Annotated in this window: 22 protein-coding genes; 14 read left to right on the top strand and 8 right to left on the bottom strand. The window is 47.5% G+C overall.

Annotation, left to right across the window (positions count from 1 at the left end; translation table 11 throughout):
- The 6 genes from B5F35_RS15785 to B5F35_RS15760 all read right to left on the bottom strand — a co-directional run.
- Positions 1–831, bottom strand: an 831-nt coding sequence (locus B5F35_RS15785; protein WP_162611457.1) for a ParB/RepB/Spo0J family partition protein, incomplete at its 3' end; no start/stop codon positions are given.
- Positions 818–1606 (bottom strand): ParA family protein, encoded by a 789-nt coding sequence (locus B5F35_RS15780; RefSeq protein ID WP_087242540.1) that lies wholly within the window; start codon positions 1604–1606, stop codon positions 818–820. The genes B5F35_RS15785 and B5F35_RS15780, both read right to left, overlap by 14 nt.
- A 416-nt stretch (positions 1607–2022) precedes the next feature.
- Positions 2023–3123 carry a site-specific integrase gene (locus B5F35_RS15775; RefSeq protein ID WP_162611456.1) on the bottom strand — a complete coding sequence of 367 codons (1101 nt, stop codon included), beginning with the start codon at positions 3121–3123 and terminating at the stop codon, positions 2023–2025.
- Positions 3124–3258: 135 nt separating this feature from the next.
- On the bottom strand, positions 3259–3702 hold the full coding sequence (locus tag B5F35_RS15770; protein ID WP_087242538.1) for a helix-turn-helix domain-containing protein: 444 nt from the start codon (positions 3700–3702) through the stop codon (positions 3259–3261).
- A gap of 75 nt (positions 3703–3777) precedes the next feature.
- The gene (locus B5F35_RS15765; RefSeq protein WP_087242537.1) at positions 3778–4776 is read right to left on the bottom strand and encodes an SAP domain-containing protein; all 999 of its coding nucleotides are present in this window, start codon (positions 4774–4776) and stop codon (positions 3778–3780) included.
- Between the two features lie 230 nt (positions 4777–5006).
- Complete coding sequence (locus tag B5F35_RS15760) at positions 5007–5381, bottom strand: helix-turn-helix domain-containing protein (RefSeq protein WP_087242536.1); 375 nt, start codon at positions 5379–5381, stop codon at positions 5007–5009.
- Positions 5382–5547: 166 nt separating this feature from the next.
- On the opposite strand from B5F35_RS15760, the gene B5F35_RS15755 reads away from it, so the two are divergent.
- Positions 5548–5754: a helix-turn-helix domain-containing protein gene (locus tag B5F35_RS15755; protein ID WP_087242535.1), complete on the top strand. Its 207-nt coding sequence runs from the start codon at positions 5548–5550 to the stop codon at positions 5752–5754.
- A complete protein-coding gene (locus B5F35_RS15750; RefSeq protein WP_087242534.1) occupies positions 5751–5930 on the top strand; it encodes a hypothetical protein in 180 nt (59 codons plus the stop codon). The genes B5F35_RS15755 and B5F35_RS15750 overlap by 4 nt, the downstream gene beginning before the upstream one ends.
- On the opposite strand, the gene B5F35_RS18535 is transcribed toward B5F35_RS15750, so the two are convergent.
- Both B5F35_RS18535 and B5F35_RS15745 read right to left on the bottom strand, forming a co-directional pair.
- The gene (locus tag B5F35_RS18535) at positions 5908–6291 is read right to left on the bottom strand and encodes a hypothetical protein (protein ID WP_140401252.1); all 384 of its coding nucleotides are present in this window, start codon (positions 6289–6291) and stop codon (positions 5908–5910) included. The two genes, B5F35_RS15750 and B5F35_RS18535, sit on opposite strands and share 23 nt — an antisense overlap.
- Positions 6292–6495: 204 nt before the next feature.
- Positions 6496–6885, bottom strand: a complete 390-nt coding sequence (locus tag B5F35_RS15745) for a hypothetical protein (protein ID WP_087242533.1) — start codon at positions 6883–6885, stop codon at positions 6496–6498.
- 15 nt (positions 6886–6900) lie between these two features.
- On the opposite strand from B5F35_RS15745, the gene B5F35_RS15740 reads away from it, so the two are divergent.
- The 12 genes from B5F35_RS15740 to B5F35_RS15685 all read left to right on the top strand — a co-directional run.
- On the top strand, positions 6901–7347 hold the full coding sequence (locus B5F35_RS15740) for a single-stranded DNA-binding protein (protein ID WP_087242532.1): 447 nt from the start codon (positions 6901–6903) through the stop codon (positions 7345–7347).
- 166 nt (positions 7348–7513) lie between these two features.
- Positions 7514–9385, top strand: a complete 1872-nt coding sequence (locus tag B5F35_RS15735; protein ID WP_087242531.1) for a tape measure protein — start codon at positions 7514–7516, stop codon at positions 9383–9385.
- A 280-nt stretch (positions 9386–9665) separates the two neighbouring features.
- On the top strand, positions 9666–10154 hold the full coding sequence (locus tag B5F35_RS15730; RefSeq protein ID WP_087242530.1) for a hypothetical protein: 489 nt from the start codon (positions 9666–9668) through the stop codon (positions 10152–10154).
- On the top strand, positions 10154–11125 hold the full coding sequence (locus B5F35_RS15725; protein ID WP_087242529.1) for an XkdQ/YqbQ family protein: 972 nt from the start codon (positions 10154–10156) through the stop codon (positions 11123–11125). Before B5F35_RS15730 ends, B5F35_RS15725 begins: the two co-directional genes overlap by 1 nt.
- A 10-nt stretch (positions 11126–11135) precedes the next feature.
- Positions 11136–11486, top strand: coding sequence for a DUF2577 domain-containing protein (locus B5F35_RS15720; RefSeq protein ID WP_087242528.1), 351 nt, complete (start codon positions 11136–11138; stop codon positions 11484–11486).
- A 12-nt stretch (positions 11487–11498) separates the two neighbouring features.
- Positions 11499–11912, top strand: a complete 414-nt coding sequence (locus B5F35_RS15715) for a DUF2634 domain-containing protein (RefSeq protein ID WP_242969560.1) — start codon at positions 11499–11501, stop codon at positions 11910–11912.
- Positions 11909–13015, top strand: a complete 1107-nt coding sequence (locus tag B5F35_RS15710) for a baseplate J/gp47 family protein (protein WP_087242527.1) — start codon at positions 11909–11911, stop codon at positions 13013–13015. The genes B5F35_RS15715 and B5F35_RS15710 overlap by 4 nt, the downstream gene beginning before the upstream one ends.
- Entirely contained in the window at positions 13008–13907 is a 900-nt protein-coding gene (locus tag B5F35_RS15705) for a putative phage tail protein (protein WP_087242526.1), read from the top strand. The genes B5F35_RS15710 and B5F35_RS15705 overlap by 8 nt, the downstream gene beginning before the upstream one ends.
- The gene (locus B5F35_RS15700) at positions 13897–15591 is read left to right on the top strand and encodes a hypothetical protein (protein ID WP_087242525.1); all 1695 of its coding nucleotides are present in this window, start codon (positions 13897–13899) and stop codon (positions 15589–15591) included. Before B5F35_RS15705 ends, B5F35_RS15700 begins: the two co-directional genes overlap by 11 nt.
- A gap of 8 nt (positions 15592–15599) precedes the next feature.
- Positions 15600–16013, top strand: a complete 414-nt coding sequence (locus B5F35_RS15695; RefSeq protein ID WP_087242524.1) for a hypothetical protein — start codon at positions 15600–15602, stop codon at positions 16011–16013.
- A 59-nt stretch (positions 16014–16072) separates the two neighbouring features.
- Positions 16073–16225 carry a CD1375 family protein gene (locus B5F35_RS18920; protein WP_164488530.1) on the top strand — a complete coding sequence of 51 codons (153 nt, stop codon included), beginning with the start codon at positions 16073–16075 and terminating at the stop codon, positions 16223–16225.
- Positions 16226–16240: 15 nt separating this feature from the next.
- Positions 16241–16508: GH25 family lysozyme (locus B5F35_RS15685; RefSeq protein WP_275532267.1), on the top strand; the 268-nt coding region annotated here is incomplete at its 3' end.

The following is a 16508-nucleotide window of genomic DNA, read 5'->3' as shown; positions in this document are numbered from 1 at the left end:
CAGTTCCTTATCTGTCAAAAGGCGTTCTCCATTTTTCCCATATAGCTCCTCGTCACTCTCCTCTGGTTCTTCCTCTCGGATCGGTTCTTCTGGTTCTTCCGCAGACTCGACCTGTGAAGAATCCGTTTCTTCCGTGCTATCCCACGGAAGAACGATGGGAGTCACCGGCTGCTCCGGCTCCTGCTGTGTTTTCGGCTGCGATTGCTGTTTTGTGCTGGAGATTAACTCCAGCGCACCTCTCATACTCATGTCACCGGAAGCGACTTCCGCTTTCTGCTCCGGTGTAAGTTTCTCCGTGATACTTTTGTACCGCCGAACCTGGCGGTCGCTGACGTTGAGCAGAGCCGCCAGCCCTTTTTGCAGGGGGCCGCTGTACTCGCCGGACTCCTGCATCCGGCGCAGCAGCGCGTCCGCGTCCAAGTAAAAGCGAAGCTTCTGTTCCATTGTGTATTCCCTCGTACTCAGATTCGCGCTGTGCAACATGAGCTGCGCACGGTCGGGGGAAAGTCCGCTGTACACACGGCAGGGGATGCGCTGCCATTTCAGATAATCCCGAATGGATTTGTACCGCTTTTCCCCTGAAATTAAAGTGTAGTGCTCGGGGCTTTCCCGATGCACTACAAGAGGATGGATTAAGCCGTTAACCTTGATATCTTCGGCCAGAGCGGCCAGCTCCTCCGGTGTATCCTGCTCCGCATAGGGATTATTCTCTGCGAAATGAATGAGGTCGGCGTCCACCAGCTCGTCATGGGCGACGGTTTCCATTGCCGTCGCCTTATCCTGTACCTTTTGCAGTCCTTTGGTGATGGCCGCTAAATCAATTTTCGCCACTGGTGTCCCCTCCCTCCAGGCGCTGAATGATTTCATCTGCCAGCGCCGTGTAGTCCGTACAGCCGTTGCTGCGCCGTGCGTAGAGGTTGATGGGCTTGTGCGCGTTGATTGCTGCTGAAAGAGCGGAGTTCTTTCGGATCAGCGTATGGAAACAGGGGAAAATATCTTGCCCCTGTAAGGCTTCCGTATAGGCTCTTTTGTTGGCCGTGCGTTCGTAGATGGTTACGAGCACCCCCAACACGTCCAACGATGGGTTCACACCCTGTCGGATCTCTACTAGTTCATTCGCCATGCACAGCAGGCCGTGAATGGCATAATCATCCGGGATGGTGGGCAGCAGCACATAGTCGGCATAGGCCAGAGCGTTTGTCTTGATCCGGTTTCCGCTGGGCGGGCAGTCCATCAGGATAAAGTCGTACAGATCGGAAACATCCGTCATCGTTTCCCGCAGCGTGTATTCCTGACGTCTGGTTTTCATCATCAAATATGTTTCAATATCCTTGAAATCGTAGGAGCCGGGGAGAATGTCCAGGTTTTCGATCCTTGTGGGCCGGATGGCTTCCTTCACATCGTTCTTGCCCATCATCACACCCGTAATGCTGGGCAGGAGATCGTTGTACAGGTCAAAATAGGCGGTCGCGTAGCTCTGCGGATCAAGATCGACCAACAGGACACGGAAACCCTTTTCGGCCAGGATAGCGGCCAGGTTGACGGCGGTTGTGGTTTTTCCCACGCCGCCCTTTTCATAGGTGATTGCGATTTTTGTCTTTCTCATGATTGTCTCTCCTTATATATAGAAATTTATGTGCCACGGCTTGCGCCGTTTCAGCCCCTTTGTTTTATCCAAAATATAGCAGCTTGACTTATAACCGTAGATTCAGTAAAGTAATATATATCCCAATTTCTTTTGGCTGCTCTTTGAAAAAATGAATAAAAAAAAGAGTTTCTGTCGAAACTCTTTTACATGTAAGGATCTCATAACTTTTAATCAGGGTGTCCGGGGTTCGAATCCCCGATGGTTCACCAAGCAAAAACCGCATCAGATAGCCGTTTTTCGGTTCTCTGTGCGGTTTTTCTTTTTGTCTTAAATTGGAATTTGTTAGTAACGTGTTAGTAACCGGATTTTTCTGATTCAAAATATACTTTCAATCTTTCCCGGCAAAGATAAAAATATCTTAGCATTTTTTGACACTATCCCAGTAGCCGGATCGCCCGCGTCAACTGCTCCGCATTGGCGTGATTATAGATATTTGCCGTTACGCTGTAATCAGCATGTCCCATGATTTTTTGTAAATCCTCCGGTCTGGCTCCGGCTTCCACCATCATGCTTGCAAAGGTATGTCGAGTGGTGTGCAATGTCCGCTTCGGCAGCTCCAAGCGTTCCAAGAGAGGGTAATACTCCCGCTCTCTAAAATTATGATAGCTCTTTTTTCCTCCTTGCGTGTTACTCACAAGATACTCACCCGGCTCCTGCATCAACGCACGCACATGAGCCAGTATAGGTAATGCGATGGGGATCGTCCTGTCTCGCCCTGCATCCGTTTTCTCGCCGCCTATCATGTGCGGCGTTTGTCTGTCCAGATGCACGTCAGTCTTGCGGACAGAAAACAACTCGTTGATCCGCATCCCGGAATATATGAGGATCATCACGATGCGGGCCACCGGATCAGTTTTGGCCGCAGTCTCTATGATCTTCCTTTCCTCCGCCGTGAAAATTTGCTTTTCTTTCGTGGTTGACTTCCCGACGTTCAGCCCTTCCGCGTAGTTTCGGGGGATGATATCATTTGCCTGCGCCCATTTACAAAGCTGAGAACATATCACGCGTACCTGATTTTTCAGGCTCCGTGATTTGCCGTCAAGCCCGTCAATGATTTCTTGGTAGTCCGCCGTTCTGATTTCCCGCATTTTCCGGCTCGCAAGCGGGGAAAGCTTTTTCCATGCGCCGCTATACATTTCCTGCGACTTTTCGGCCAGCTCCGGCCATGCCTGCGCCTTCCAGTGCTCGAAAACTTCCTCCAGAGTGATGTTATACCAGTCCGACAATCTCTCGCCCTGTATGGCCGCAAGAGCCTCCAATGCCTCTGTCTTGGTAGAGTAATACCCAACGATAACGCCTTTTCTCGCGGCCACCCATGGCCTTTTTCGCTTGCCTTTCAGTTTGTACACTGTCCCCATCCCGTTCGCGCGCTTCCGCGCTTTCGTCGTGCTGGCCGTCTGCGCCTGCTTCTTCCCGCACGCTGGACAGTATAGAGCGCCGTCCGGCAGCGGCTCTTTGCATCTGATGCAGATCAAAAATACCACCTCCAAGGTATAGCTTGAAAAGCCTACCCAAGACGTGGTATAATCATGATGATCGGGCATGATTATCCGCAAGGGTAAGCTTGTCTCACGTCCGCCTTTCCTGCGCCAACAGGAGGGGCGGATTTTTCATTTTACATATTTTTTAATTTCCGCTAGCTCTCGGATTCGTTCGAGAGCTGTTTTTTGTCCTTTCGCGTTTAGCTTGTGTACCTCCTCTATAATCTCATAGTCAATCGGCGAAAAAGTAATACTTCCCACATGCGCGAAAATCTCCGGTATTTTTGCTTGGTCTGAAAAATTTCCATCAGTTTTTTCTTTTGCTTTCTGTCCGATTAGGTAAAGGGCTTTCAGGCGCGCTGGCTCCTCCTCTGCCTTGTTTGAATCAATCAAAGTCGCTATAGGAACTCCAAAAATACGAGAGATCTTTCTGAGTGTCTCCAAAGGCGCTTCCCTTTTTCCTGATTCATAGTTTTTCAAAGACGCCAAAGAGATTCCGCATGATTTTGCAAGTTCCTCTTGTGTAATTTTTGCGCCTTTCCGAAAGTATTTGATCCTTTGACCAATAAGCATTCAAATCTCACCTCGATGTTTTCAAATGTTTATATTTTCCGATTAGTGGTTAACGAAAAACTAAAGGCGGATTTTTTATAAATGAATTGACAAGGAATCTGTAAATATTTTTATTGTCTTTTGAATATCTTTTTCGGTTCCAATTCCAAAAGGATGGGATTTTTTAATGACTTCCGACATGTGTTTTAAAAGGTCTTTTAATTCAAAATTCAAATGCTGAGCACATGATTCAATATTTTTTGCCAAATAAAAGCTTTGAGAAGATAAGTCAAACATTTGCAGCGATTGCGCTTCCTTAATCCACACAGCAAAAGATAATATATATGCATTAAGTGCGTTTTCATATTCCCCAATTTCCATCATAAATCTTGCGGTGTTTGTTATAACTCTTTGATATTCGCTTTTATTATTTGTTCGATAACATTTTTGAATATCTTCGCTTAACAATCTAGTTAAAATAATATTATTGCTTTCCTGAGGAGTTTTTTCTTTTTCTTGTAGAAGACGATAATAAGAAAAACCAAGACTGTGATCAATACTATCCTGAATTATACTGTAAGGCTCAATAGCTTCCGTGCCTAAATCAGTAATATAAAATTTTCCAACCGGAAAAATTTCTTGTAGTTCATCTTCCGGCACATAATCAAGCAAACGTTGAACTAATTCTGCTTTTTTCCCAGTTGTTTTTAATTCTCTTTCCGCAAGAACAGCTTTTAAATCAGGGATTGTTTTTAAAGAAATGTTTTCTCGCAAATCTCCAACGGCTAAAAAACCATCTTCTAATAATCTTTCTTTGGCAAAAAGAACATTTCTTCCAAAAGCAGATTCTGCATAATATGCGGGGACTTCATAATCTGTTGTTTTTTTATTCCAAAATTTCAAAGCTTGTGCATCCAAAAACGAAATTTTAGCGTTTGCAGGAGTAGGAACATTTTCATCTGGATCGTTAGATTCATGGGATACAGTCACGAAAGACCCTAAATCATTAACGTCTGAAACAATTTCGTTTCTATCTCGGTTTATCGCTTTTTCTTTTGAAAACAAAGAGAAAAATTGGTTTAATAAATTTTTCATTTCCCCATCTCCGTCCAATAGTCAGGACTTTGCTTTGATTTTTATAGAGAAATATCCCGTTAAATCTTGGAAAATTTGCCCCTTGCTTTAATCGAACATCTGTTCTATACTGTTTCCATCGAAAGCAAAGAAAGAGAGTGTAAAGGATGCAAAAAAGTTTGATACCTTCAAATGTTCAAAAGCTTTCCGATTACATAAACCGCCAAGAAAATCCCCAGCGGTTTATGTGCTTACTGCTTACGTTCTGCAAACCAAGCCCGGAGAATTTCTCCAACAGAAAGCAGAAACCGAAGATCGGAGTCGGATAGATCTTCTCCATCTTTAAAAAATCCCAGCTGTATCAAAGCTTCATACAGTTTCTCCGGGTCTACTTTTGCCTCTGCATCGTCGTTTGACGGTGTGGGGGCTTTTTCTTTTGTTATGCCTAAAAGGAAATCTACAGAAACGCCACACACGCGCGCGATATCCACCAATAGTTCAGATTTTGGATCATGCTTTCCACTCTCATACCCATGAAAAGTATTGGGAGCTACGCCAATCCTTTCCGCTAATTCCTTTTGTGAAAGCCCGGCATATTCACGCGCTTCTTTTATTTGGAACTTCATGATTTCCCTCCTTTCTTTATCGCTATTGTAACACTTTGTTTTCTTTTGGTCAAGAACAAAATTCGAGAAAATAGAATTTTGTTTCTAAAATCGCTTGACATATTCGATAAATTAGATTATTATATTATTGTACTTCGAGATTCTCGATTTTGGAGGTGAAAAAGTAATGAGAGTAAACATTGAAGCAGAAAGAGGAAGATTGCAGCTTACCAAGGAAGAAATTTCTAAAGAGCTGGGAATCAGCTCTAAAACTTATCTTCATTACATTAGAGGGAACACACCCATTCCGTCTGACGTGCTTGTGAAGATGGCTACTCTTTTTCATTGCTCTGTGGATTATCTTTTGGGCCTGAGGGTGGAGAAAGCGGGGTGAGAAAAATGGAAGAAGAAAAAAGAATGATTTTGGAAAATGGGAAAGGGTATTTCCTCGCTGATGTATTTGTGAAACACGTTGATGACCTCGCAAAATTTGTAGGAAGAGCAGAAATCTTATCCGTTGCAGCTATTGTTTTAGCCGTGGTGGCAATCATTTTAGCAATATTACTCTGACAATCCCAGGAAAGATAGCAGACGATATGCTGATGATTAAGGCGCAAATAGAAATGATGAGGGCAACAAGAGAAATCCAGTTGTTTTTTAGGTATTTTCGAAATTGACTGATTGCATACTCTTTTGGTTTGTAACCTTTCAAAGTAAGGGATATCCCATTTGGAATGCGTTTATCTTCTGGATGATCAGAAGGGTAAAGATATCCTATATATTTATCTTTTTCCAAAAGTTTGCAGGCTTCTATTACATCATGAGGATGTAATTTTGAATCTGTTGCCAGTTCATAAAAAGTAGGATACCAATTTCCGTTGTCTCTCATTTTTTGTGCCGTACGAAGAACTGTTTTGCAGGTTTTCATCATTTTAATCGACTTCCTATTTCTAATTTAACACAAGGTAAATAATGTACCAGAGAAAGCGGGGTGAGGGGATGGAGAAAGAACCAAAAATCATTGTCAAGGTAGATGACACCGACGTGTTTTCTGCCAAATGGACAATGGAGCAAATGACAGTTCTTATGAGCTTGATTGACAGCAACAGACGGCGCACATATATCTGCTACGCGCTTACGGCAGTATCCTTACTTCTGTCACTTTTGGCATTAGCGACATGATGAAAGCAAGAATGCTTAATATTAGGGCAACCCCCGATATTGCCGTGGGAATAACCCATTGAAGCCATGCGCGGCGGCGTTCTTGCAAAAACTGTTCTGTTTTTGGAGAAACCCAAAAACGATCGTTTTCACCGACAGAAAAATTGCCGTCCCGAAAAACAGTCATTCGGTTGTCTGGCTTTGTACATATCATATATTCAGTCAGACACAGGTTCACCAATTCCATAAAATCTAAATCTTTGAATTTGCGTTGCAGGTCGGAAAAGGTGCAGTTTTGATGCCGGTGAATGTATTTCAGCAGTTTGACAGTGTTGTTTGTAATCGCTGGGCCTTTACATGACATAACGCGTGCATTCTGATGGGCCGCTTGACCGCAGACCCAGAGCTGAGAACTACACAGACGGGCAAAAGCGTTGTTTCTTTTTCGCTGGCGGTTGACAGAGACTTTCAGCAGAGCGGCGAGAAACAGGCAGATTTTATCAGCGTTGTCGCTTGGGGAAAGACTGCGGAGTTTATCGACAAGTATTTTCGTAAGGGCCGGATGATTGCCGTTGTAGGCCGCATCCAGACCCGTACATACACCGACAAGGACGGGAACAACCGAAAGGTTGTAGAGATAGTAGCCGACAAGGTGAGTTTCACCGGAGAGAAGGCCGACACGGCAGCGCAGGAACCGAGCCGGATTGAAGGGTATGAACCGGCCGGCAAGACGAGGAGCCCTGTATCGGCTGCGGATGTTGGGTATGAAAGCGGAACCCCGGAAGATTTCGCCGAGGTTCCCAGCGACGATGATCTTCCGTTTTAAATATTGGAGGACGACCCATGCCAAACCGAGTAATAAAGGAATCGATTAAGTGTAGTCCACAAATTGATGCTTTGACCTGGTTCGAAGAGGTTGTTTTCTATCGGTTGATCGTTACGGCGGATGATTATGGCTGCTTTGATGGCAGACCTATTGTGATAAAAAAGCAATGCAATCCCAAGGGCGGCAGGCAACGGACGTAGGAAACAAATTTCGGGATGCAGCAAGCGGAGCAAATGCTTTCACTTCTGCCTTGAAAACCTTGATTTCTGTTGCCGCCGTCAAAAGCCTGTTAAACATCTCTGACCAGGTGGCAAACGTCAACGCGAGATTGTCCATGGTTGCCGGGCCTGGGGAATCTGTAGAAGGGCTACAAGCAGCAATCATGGCTTCCGCGAACCGTTCGCGGGCAAACTATCTTGATACAGCCAACTCGATCAGCAAGATGGGTGTAATGGCCGGAGACGCTTTCTCCGGAAGTGCTGAGCTGATCGGATTTATGGAAGCTGTCAACAAGCAGTTTGTGATTGCCGGAACCAGCGCAGAGGGCATAGATGCTGCTATGCTCCAGCTTACGCAGGCCATGTCATCCGGTGTACTGCGCGGAGAAGAACTCAATTCCGTTTTTGAGCAAGCCCCAAACATCGTGCAAAATATCGCGGATTATCTTGGTGTTTCTGTCGGAGAGATCCGGGAAATGGCTTCCGAAGGAAAGATCACGTCGGAAGTCGTAAAAAATGCCATGCTGGCCGCGACCGACGAGATTAACGAAGAGTTTGAGAACATGCCGCGCACATGGGCACAAGTGTGGGATCGGGTGCAAAACGACGCGCTCGAAGCGTTTCAGCCGCTTTTTGACAAGCTTTCAGACATTGCGAATTCCGATGACATGGAGGATTTTCTGAACGGAATTGAAGATGCCATGAACGCCGCAGCCAAGGCCGCCAACTGGCTGATCGATTCTTTGCTTTGGATCAAACAAACGACAGAACCTTTTGCGGATCAAATTGGAACAATCGTCGGGGCGTTAGTAGCCTTCAAAGTTGCTACGACGCTCGCAACCATAGCGACGGACGCTTTTAGTGCGGCACTGTGGACTACACCTATCACATGGATCATTCTCTTAATTGTTGCTCTTATCGCTACAATCATTCTTTTGTGGGACAACTGCAAATGGTTCAGGGATATGTGGATCGGCGCAGTAGAGGACGTGTCAGGCAGTATGGTGTGGCTGTATAACAACGCCATTGTACCGCTTTATAACGGATGGCTAAACGCACAAAAGAACATGATTCCGGGAATCATTGATTTTGCAAAAAACGTCACAAATATTTATTATGACATGTCAACAGGAATCACAAAAAGCGTTTCAAACGCTTTGAAAGGATTGAGCGGACTTGCAAACGCTTACAATTCTTTTGCCGAAAATCTTGGATTGCCGAAAATCGATATTAGCGGTGCAATATCGGCGGTAGATGCCGCAACATCTTTTGCAGAGTCTCAGCGCAGCACAATTTTGAATGGCCTTGACGCGCACCAGAGTATCATCGAGAATGCGCAAGAGCTGAAGCCAATTGATCAGGACAAGTATCAAGAAGCACTAAATTCTTTCAAGGATTCTGCCGGTGCCTTCCGTTTTTCCGATACGTTTAAATCTATCTTTTCCGACGTGGAAAGCGCAATCAAAGAAGGAATTGATATTGGAGCCGCTAACGCTTTGGGAGATGACACGGGGCAATATTCCCCTACTTACACCGATCCAGAAGCAAACAGTCTTTTAAGCGACATCGCCGGGAATACAGCCAGCCTGAAAAAAGACGTGTCTCTTGCTCAGGAGGATGTCAAGATGCTTGTGGATATGGCGCAGCGCGAGTATATCAACAACATCAATTTGCAAACCAACGCGCCGCAGATCACCGTCAACGCCACATCTGCCAGCAGCCAACCGATTGACGGGAAAGCCCTAGCAAACAAGATCAGGGACATTTTGCTGCAGGAATCCTCTGCCAGCACAGACAAGACCTATTCCTTTGCATTTTAAGGGGGTGCGCACATGCAGACGAAATACGGATTGTACATTGCCAAGGGCACGCAGGTAGTGCGCATTCCCGTTAATCCGCAGGAATACCCAATTCAAATGGACGGGAACAACGACACTTACGATGTGATGGGGATCGGAGAAATCACGATCCCCCGCATTCCCAAACTGAGGGTAATTTCGTGGGAGTCGTATTTCCCTGTTTCTCGGGACGATCCGCTTGCGCTTAATACAGGCGCTTTCTGGACTCCTGACCACTATATCCGGTTTTTTTCGGAACGCAATGATTGGCGGTCAGATTCTTCGTTTTGTCGCAAACCGCTACATGGAGGACGGCACTCCGCTTTTCGATACCAACATCCAGTGCCTTGTCTCGAAATTTGAAATTTCGGAAAAAGGCGGCATGACCGGGGACGTGTTCTATTCCGTTGAGTTGACAGAATACCGAAATTACGCCCCTGCTGTTGTGCAGATCAAACTTCCAGACCCGCCGAAACCGGCAGAGCCACAGCAGCCCGCAAAAGTCGAGACTCAGCCCGCGCGAGAAACACCCCCGGCACAGTTGGCAGTAGGCTCTATTGTTATCTGCAACGGGAATTACTATTATTCATCGTACAAAGATGAACCACATGGGACATTTTCCAACTTTCGGGGCAAGGTGGCAAAAATTGTTACAAACGACCCGTCTCGGGCCTGCCCGGTGCTCATCGTAACAGAAAGCGGCGGCGGGCGCGGGTGGGTAGCAAAATCTCAGGTGCAGGTGGTGACGTAATGGCGACACAACTCCTATATCAGAGCGTCGAAAAGTCCAAAACATGGGACTTGACCAACGCCACAGAATCCGTTGAGCTGGAATCTCAGCGAACCGGAAGCCCCGGAAAACTGTCGTTTAAGGTACACAAATCCGGCGACTTGGCTTTTGCTCCTGGCGATCCGGTGCGGTTTGTGGCAGATGGAACCACGCTTTTCTCTGGATGGGTTTTTACCGCATCCTTTGACCGGTGGGGACAAGTGGAGATCGTTGCTTACGACCGCTTGCGGTATCTCAAAGCGTCCGCATCTTATGCGTTTTACGGCAAAACCGCCGGGCAAATCATTCAACAGATTGCCGCAGATTTCGGGCTTACTCTTTCGACAATCGAAGATACGGGTTACGCTCTCCCTTCCCTTATTATGGAAGAAAAGACGTGCCTTGACATCATCTCCGAAGCCGTACAGCAGACGCTTCTCAATACGGCAAAGATGTATATCTTTTTTGACGACGGAAACGGCCTGTGCCTGCGGGAAGCGCGGAATATGCTATCGAGCACAGCGCTCGGGCAAAATTCCCTTGTGGGCGAATTTTCATACAAACGCGATATCGATTCCCAGACATACAACTCTGTGAAACTGGCTCGCCCAAACGAAACCACAGGCCGCGCTGATACTTTTATCGCGCAGGACACGGGAACAATCGCAAAGTGGGGTTTGCTCCAATACTACGCAACGGTGGACGAGAATTTGAACGACGCGCAAGTGCAGCAGCAAGCGCAACAGACACTAGCTTACTACGACCAGGAGCGGAAAACACTGAGTCTTTCGTCTCTCGGCGTGGTAGGGCTTCGGGCCGGGCAAATCGTGTTAATGATGATCCCGAATGTGGACGGCTTGCAAGCGCAACAGCTTGTAATGTTGGACTCCGTAACCCACACTTTCCAGCAAGGTTTGCACACGATGGAAATTCAGACGCTCAATCTTTTCTGAGGAGGGCGCCATGGAATTACACGAAGTCTTACAGATGATCACTCAGAAAGCGATCAAAGGAATGGCTCTTACCGATTTGACGATCGGCACGGTGACAAGCGCATCCCCTCTGGAAATCACCACACGCAACACGATGCAAGCGCTTCAATCTTCCGTGCTGTATCTCACGGATTCTGTAGTCGAAAAATACCTGCAGTATCCTGGAGATACATCGCCCGTTGTGTGCTATGTCAACGGGCAACCGCAGCCGGTATACGGCGCAAAAGTAACGCTCAATCCCGCGCTTTCCGTAGGGGATAAAGTTTTGCTTTTGCGGGTGCAAAACGGGCAAAAATTTATTGTATTGTCAAAAATCTATTAAGGAGGGAACGCTGTGAACATATTGCCCGGCGGCGGAGAAATCGCCGCAGGAATGAAAATCCAAGAAGAAAATCAGCCGTCCCTCACATGGAAAATCAACCCGGAAACTAATCAGCTTGACGGAAAAACTGACGGCTTAACGGCGGTTTCTCAGTCTGTGGAAGCGATGCTCAGCGTGGAGCGCTTTTTCTGGCAGATTTTTACGCCTGCTTTTGGCTTTGAGACATCCGGCCTTATCGGGCAGGATTCCGGATATGTGGCTTCTGAGCTACAGCGGAGAATTGAGGATGCTTTAAGCGTTGATGATCGTGTGATTGGCGTGGAAAGTTTTTCATATACGGTTTCGGAAGAAGTTTTGACAGCCAACGTCATTGTTTCCACAGTTTACGGCAACACACAGGCGCAGGTGGAGGTGAATTTACAGTGATCAACATCTCAGATAAGACACACCAGAAAATTTTGCAAGAAGAGCTGCAAAATGTGTCAAATACGCTTGACAAGCGCGAAGGCTCTCTGATCTATACGTCTCTGTCTGCCGGGGCTTATGCGCTCGAGCAATTTTACATCGCGCTAGCTCTGGAACAACAGCAGACTTTTATCGCGACGGCTGGCGGAGAATATCTTGACAATTGGGCAATTATTGCTGGAATCACACGCAAATCCGCAACTTCCGCCGTGCGTTTGGGTGTTTTTAACATCGACGTGCCAATCGGTTCCCGTTTTTCAACCCCTGACAATGCGCTGGATTTCACCGCCACGGAAAAGATTGATGCAGGACAGTTTCAGCTCACATGCGACACGTCCGGAAGCGCGGGAAACGACTACACCGGAGAAATTCTTCCGATCACCACTATTCAAGGACTTACATCAGCGCAGATTACCGATATTCTCATTCCCGGACAGGATGAAGAAACAGACGAGAGTCTGAGAACAAGGATTCTCGATGGGCTGAACGATACGCCCTTCGGCGGAAATATCGCGGATTACAAGACAAAGATTCTTGCCCTTGACGGCGTGGGCGCGGTGCAAGTCTATCCGACTTGGGACGGCGGCGGAACGGTAAAATGCTCCATTCTCGGCGCGGACTTTTCCCCCGCGTCTCCAGAGCTGATCAAGGAAGTTCAGAATGCCGTAGATCCTCCCCCGAATCAGGGGCTTGGATATGGCACAGCTCCGATCGGCGCACAGGTAACAATCTCCACAGCAACGGCGCTTACCATCAACGTATCCGCACAGCTTACACTGGCGCAAGGATATGACATCGGGCAGGTGCAAGGGCCAATTGAAACGGCGATCGGGGCGTATATTTCCGAAATCTCTCAGGCGTGGGGAACACCGATCCCTGGCCAGCCTACCGGGTACAGTCTCAGCGTGTACGTCGCCCGTGTTATTTCCGCGATCCTTACCGTTACCGGAGCGATCAACGCTACAAGCGTGCAGCTTAATGGCGCAGATGTCGACATCACGCTCACGGAAACAAGCGCTTTGCAGCAAATACCGCAGTTGGGGACGGTGACGCTTAGTGTATAGGTTTGACCTTCCCAGTTGTCAATTTCTTCCGGAGTGGTACCGACGGATCAAAGACTTCCAAGAAGTGTGCCGTGTTCAATCTATTGATTTTGATACACTTTCGGACGATTTTAACGCCGTTGCGGATAGCTGGTTTTTCCCTGCAATGGACGTTTCTTCCGTGCAGCAGTGGGAGCAATCGCTCGGGATTCTGGCCAATCCGCAAACGGAAACGCTGGAATTCCGCCGCGCAAGGCTGATCAATCGGCTTTCTACCCGCCCCCCGTTCACACTCACATTTCTGTATCAGAAATTAGACGAGCTGATCGGGCCGGGGCAATGGGAAGTCAACGTGGATTACGCAAATTACACATTGTACATTAAAAGTTCTGCAATCGATCAGTCTTATGCTATCGAGGTGTCTTATACCGTCAACCGTATCAAACCTGCTCACATTGTGTATATCAATCAGCCGTTTTTGGCAGAAGGCTTGGCGCTGGATGAAACCGTAAATCTCACAAAAACAATTTACCATTACAAGCTGGGCGCGTGGGGCCTTGGGATTCTCCCGTTTGCATCAGCGGATAGTCAGGGGGCGATCGTTATTCCGTCTCAGAAAACAGTACAGCAGCAGTTCTTGAACGATACAGCCGCATTTGTCGGCTCCAATATTGTATCTGCAAGAATCAACGAAGACACAATTATATCCAATTTGACGAAAACTACCACTAGCAATGTCGTAAAAGTGCAGTACAGCGTCACAGCGGCAGAAACAACGCTTATCACACAGCTTGAACTGCTCAACGCAAAAAGCGAAACGCTTACATCCGCCCCGGTATACATTCCAGTTGCCGATCCCGTTATTCTCGAGCACATAATCCCGGTACAGGAGGCGATCAATAGTGGCAATTAACCCTATTTCAACGCCACTTCCGGCAGATTTGCCGGAAAACTGGCAGACAGGGCAGACCGTAGCGCCGGAAGGTTCCGACGTAGGGCTTTCGGAGCAGTATGGATACAATTACCAGTCTAAGCAGATCAACGACGCGCAGAAAGCGGTAAACACCATCGGGGCACAATTTCCGAATCTTTACGGCAAAGGAGATACCGTCCAGGTTTCTGACGGCGGCACGGGAGGAAAAACAGCCGCAGAAGCGCTTCTGAATCTTGGCGCACAGCCGGGCTTTAACTTCCTCGTGAACTCCCGATTCGCCTACAACGGCCGCAATCAACAGTCCTACGCCGCGCAGGCGTGGACGGTAGACGGATGGTTTTCGCCCTCTGGCTCCGCGACGATCACTCTCCCCGGCGGCGTGACGGTCACAAACGCGATTGCAGTCGCACAGCCGATCCAGCAGTACGAACAGCTTTTCGGGAAGCAGGCGACTTTCTCCGCCAAAGACATGGATGCAATCTACACCGTGACAGCGACGATGCCAAATTCGGCGCAGGGAACAGACTCGCAGATCGCCGCGCAGGCCACGCCCTGGGGCGATATCGCAATTTGGAACATTTCCAGCCTGTCCGCCTTTGCCGTCGTTATCAGCGTGTCCTCTGCGGCCACTCTAGAAGCGGCAAAGCTGGAACTTGGCACAACGTCTACCCTCGCCGCCGACCTTGCGCAGGGGCAGGATGAAGCGATCGAACAGCTCAGGCTGGATCTGTACGACTTTGATCCGGGCCGTCCGGCGTGGATCCTTACCCAGAACGAAAGCCTCCTTGACAACGCTTATTTCGTCGGCGGCGGCTCTCAGCAGGGTGGAGGACAGCTCCCTGTTAATCAGAAAGGACAGACGAGCTATACAAGTGCTGGTTATGGGGTCGATCGATGGCTGGCTGCTGGTAGCGGCATATCGGTGTTAATTTCCGATCAATACATTGAAGTATCTCATACAGGCACAACGTCTGGAGAATTGCAACAAAGGATCCCCCTCACAGGGATGCAAAATGGCGCATATACTTTTAGCGTTTTGACTCCCGAAAATTTATATGCCGTTTCGGGAAATTTGGATTTTTCTTCTTCTGAGTTTTCATTTTCTAAGCAGCTTCCAAACTCAAGCAATATCGATATACGAATGAAAACTTCGGATAAAGAAGGTGGTTTCTTTACAGTAAGATGGATAAGTGTCAATCCAAACTCTGTTAGCCTAATCGCCGCTAAACTGGAACTCGGTTCCCGTTCTACTCTTGCTCGCCTTGTTGATGGGGAATGGGTGCTAAACGACCCTCCGCCAAATTTCCAGCAGGAGCTGGCAAAGTGTCAGAGGTATTCGTTAGTTCTACGCAGCGATCACACTGGAAGTCGTATTTGTGTCGGATTAGGTAAAGCGTCTAACGCAACCAACTGTTTTGTTTTTGTTTCTACTCCTGTGTCCATCAGAAAAACACCCGTCGTTTCTTTTTCTGGAACATTTGTTTTATATGAGCAAGGTGCAGTAAGCACAAGCGATCTTACGGTTAGTAGCATGACAGTAACATCATATACCTCTAACGGTATAACTTTAAATATTACATCTTCTGGTCTTACAGCTGGAACCACTTATCAGCTTTGGTCAACTGCACCAGATGCGCAAATTCTATTGGAGGCAGATCTGTGAGGTAAGTTATGGAAGAAAATAAAAGCAGTGTATACGTTTACACAGATAATCAAAAAAGAATCCTTCGATGTGAAGGCGGGTATACTCTCGGCAATATAAAAAATTTTACCGGGTGGACACTTATCGACAAAGGAAATGGGGATAGATATAATCTTTGCCAGTCCCACTACTTCGTTGATGGGCTGTATACAGAGGACGGAATTCTGCGCTATAAGCTTGTTGAAAACGCAGCTCAGGCGCGCACAGAAGAAGAAATACAGGCGGACAGAGATGCAATGCCGAAGCCTGTTATCCCGCCCACCAACTCTGAGCTGGAAGCAGAAAACAAGATTTTGAAGGCACAACTTCAAGCGGCAACCGATCGACAGGATTTCTTGGAGGACTGCATCGCAGAAATGGCGATGCAGGTATATGCAGTATGATGGCCGCAATTCAGCGGTTTTTCAGAAAAATCATTTTCAGTTTTGAAAGGATGGTACAAATGATGGCTATGTTTTTTGCACAGAGAGTGATCCTTGGTAAGACGGCTTTTGCGGATGTTCCGGCGGCGCTCAAGGCTGGGTGCGCTGAGGTGCTGATCGACAGCGGCATTCCGGAGCTGGTTCCGGAGGAATATGGCGGAACGGCAAAGTAAAGGGAGGGCGTTTGCATGAAAGGAATCGACGTATCAAAGTATCAGGAACTGATCTACTGGGAAAAAGTCAAGGCGGCAGGAATTGATTTTGCAATCTTACGGGCCGGGCTGGGAAAATACATAACTCAGATCGACCCACGCTTTGAGCAGAACGCTTTCGGGGCGCTGGGTGCCGGCTTGCATGTCGGCGCGTATTGGTTCAGCTATGCCACGTCCCCGGAGGAAGCCAGGCAGGAAGCACAGGTGTGCGCTCAGGTGCTGGAACCGTATAAAGGAAAGTTTG

The sequence above is a fragment of the Anaeromassilibacillus sp. An200 genome, assembly GCF_002160025.1.
Lineage (GTDB): Bacteria > Bacillota > Clostridia > Oscillospirales > Acutalibacteraceae > Caccousia > Caccousia stercoris.
The sequence above is the reverse complement of the archived record's forward strand: the minus strand, read 5'-3'. Positions and strand labels throughout refer to the sequence as shown.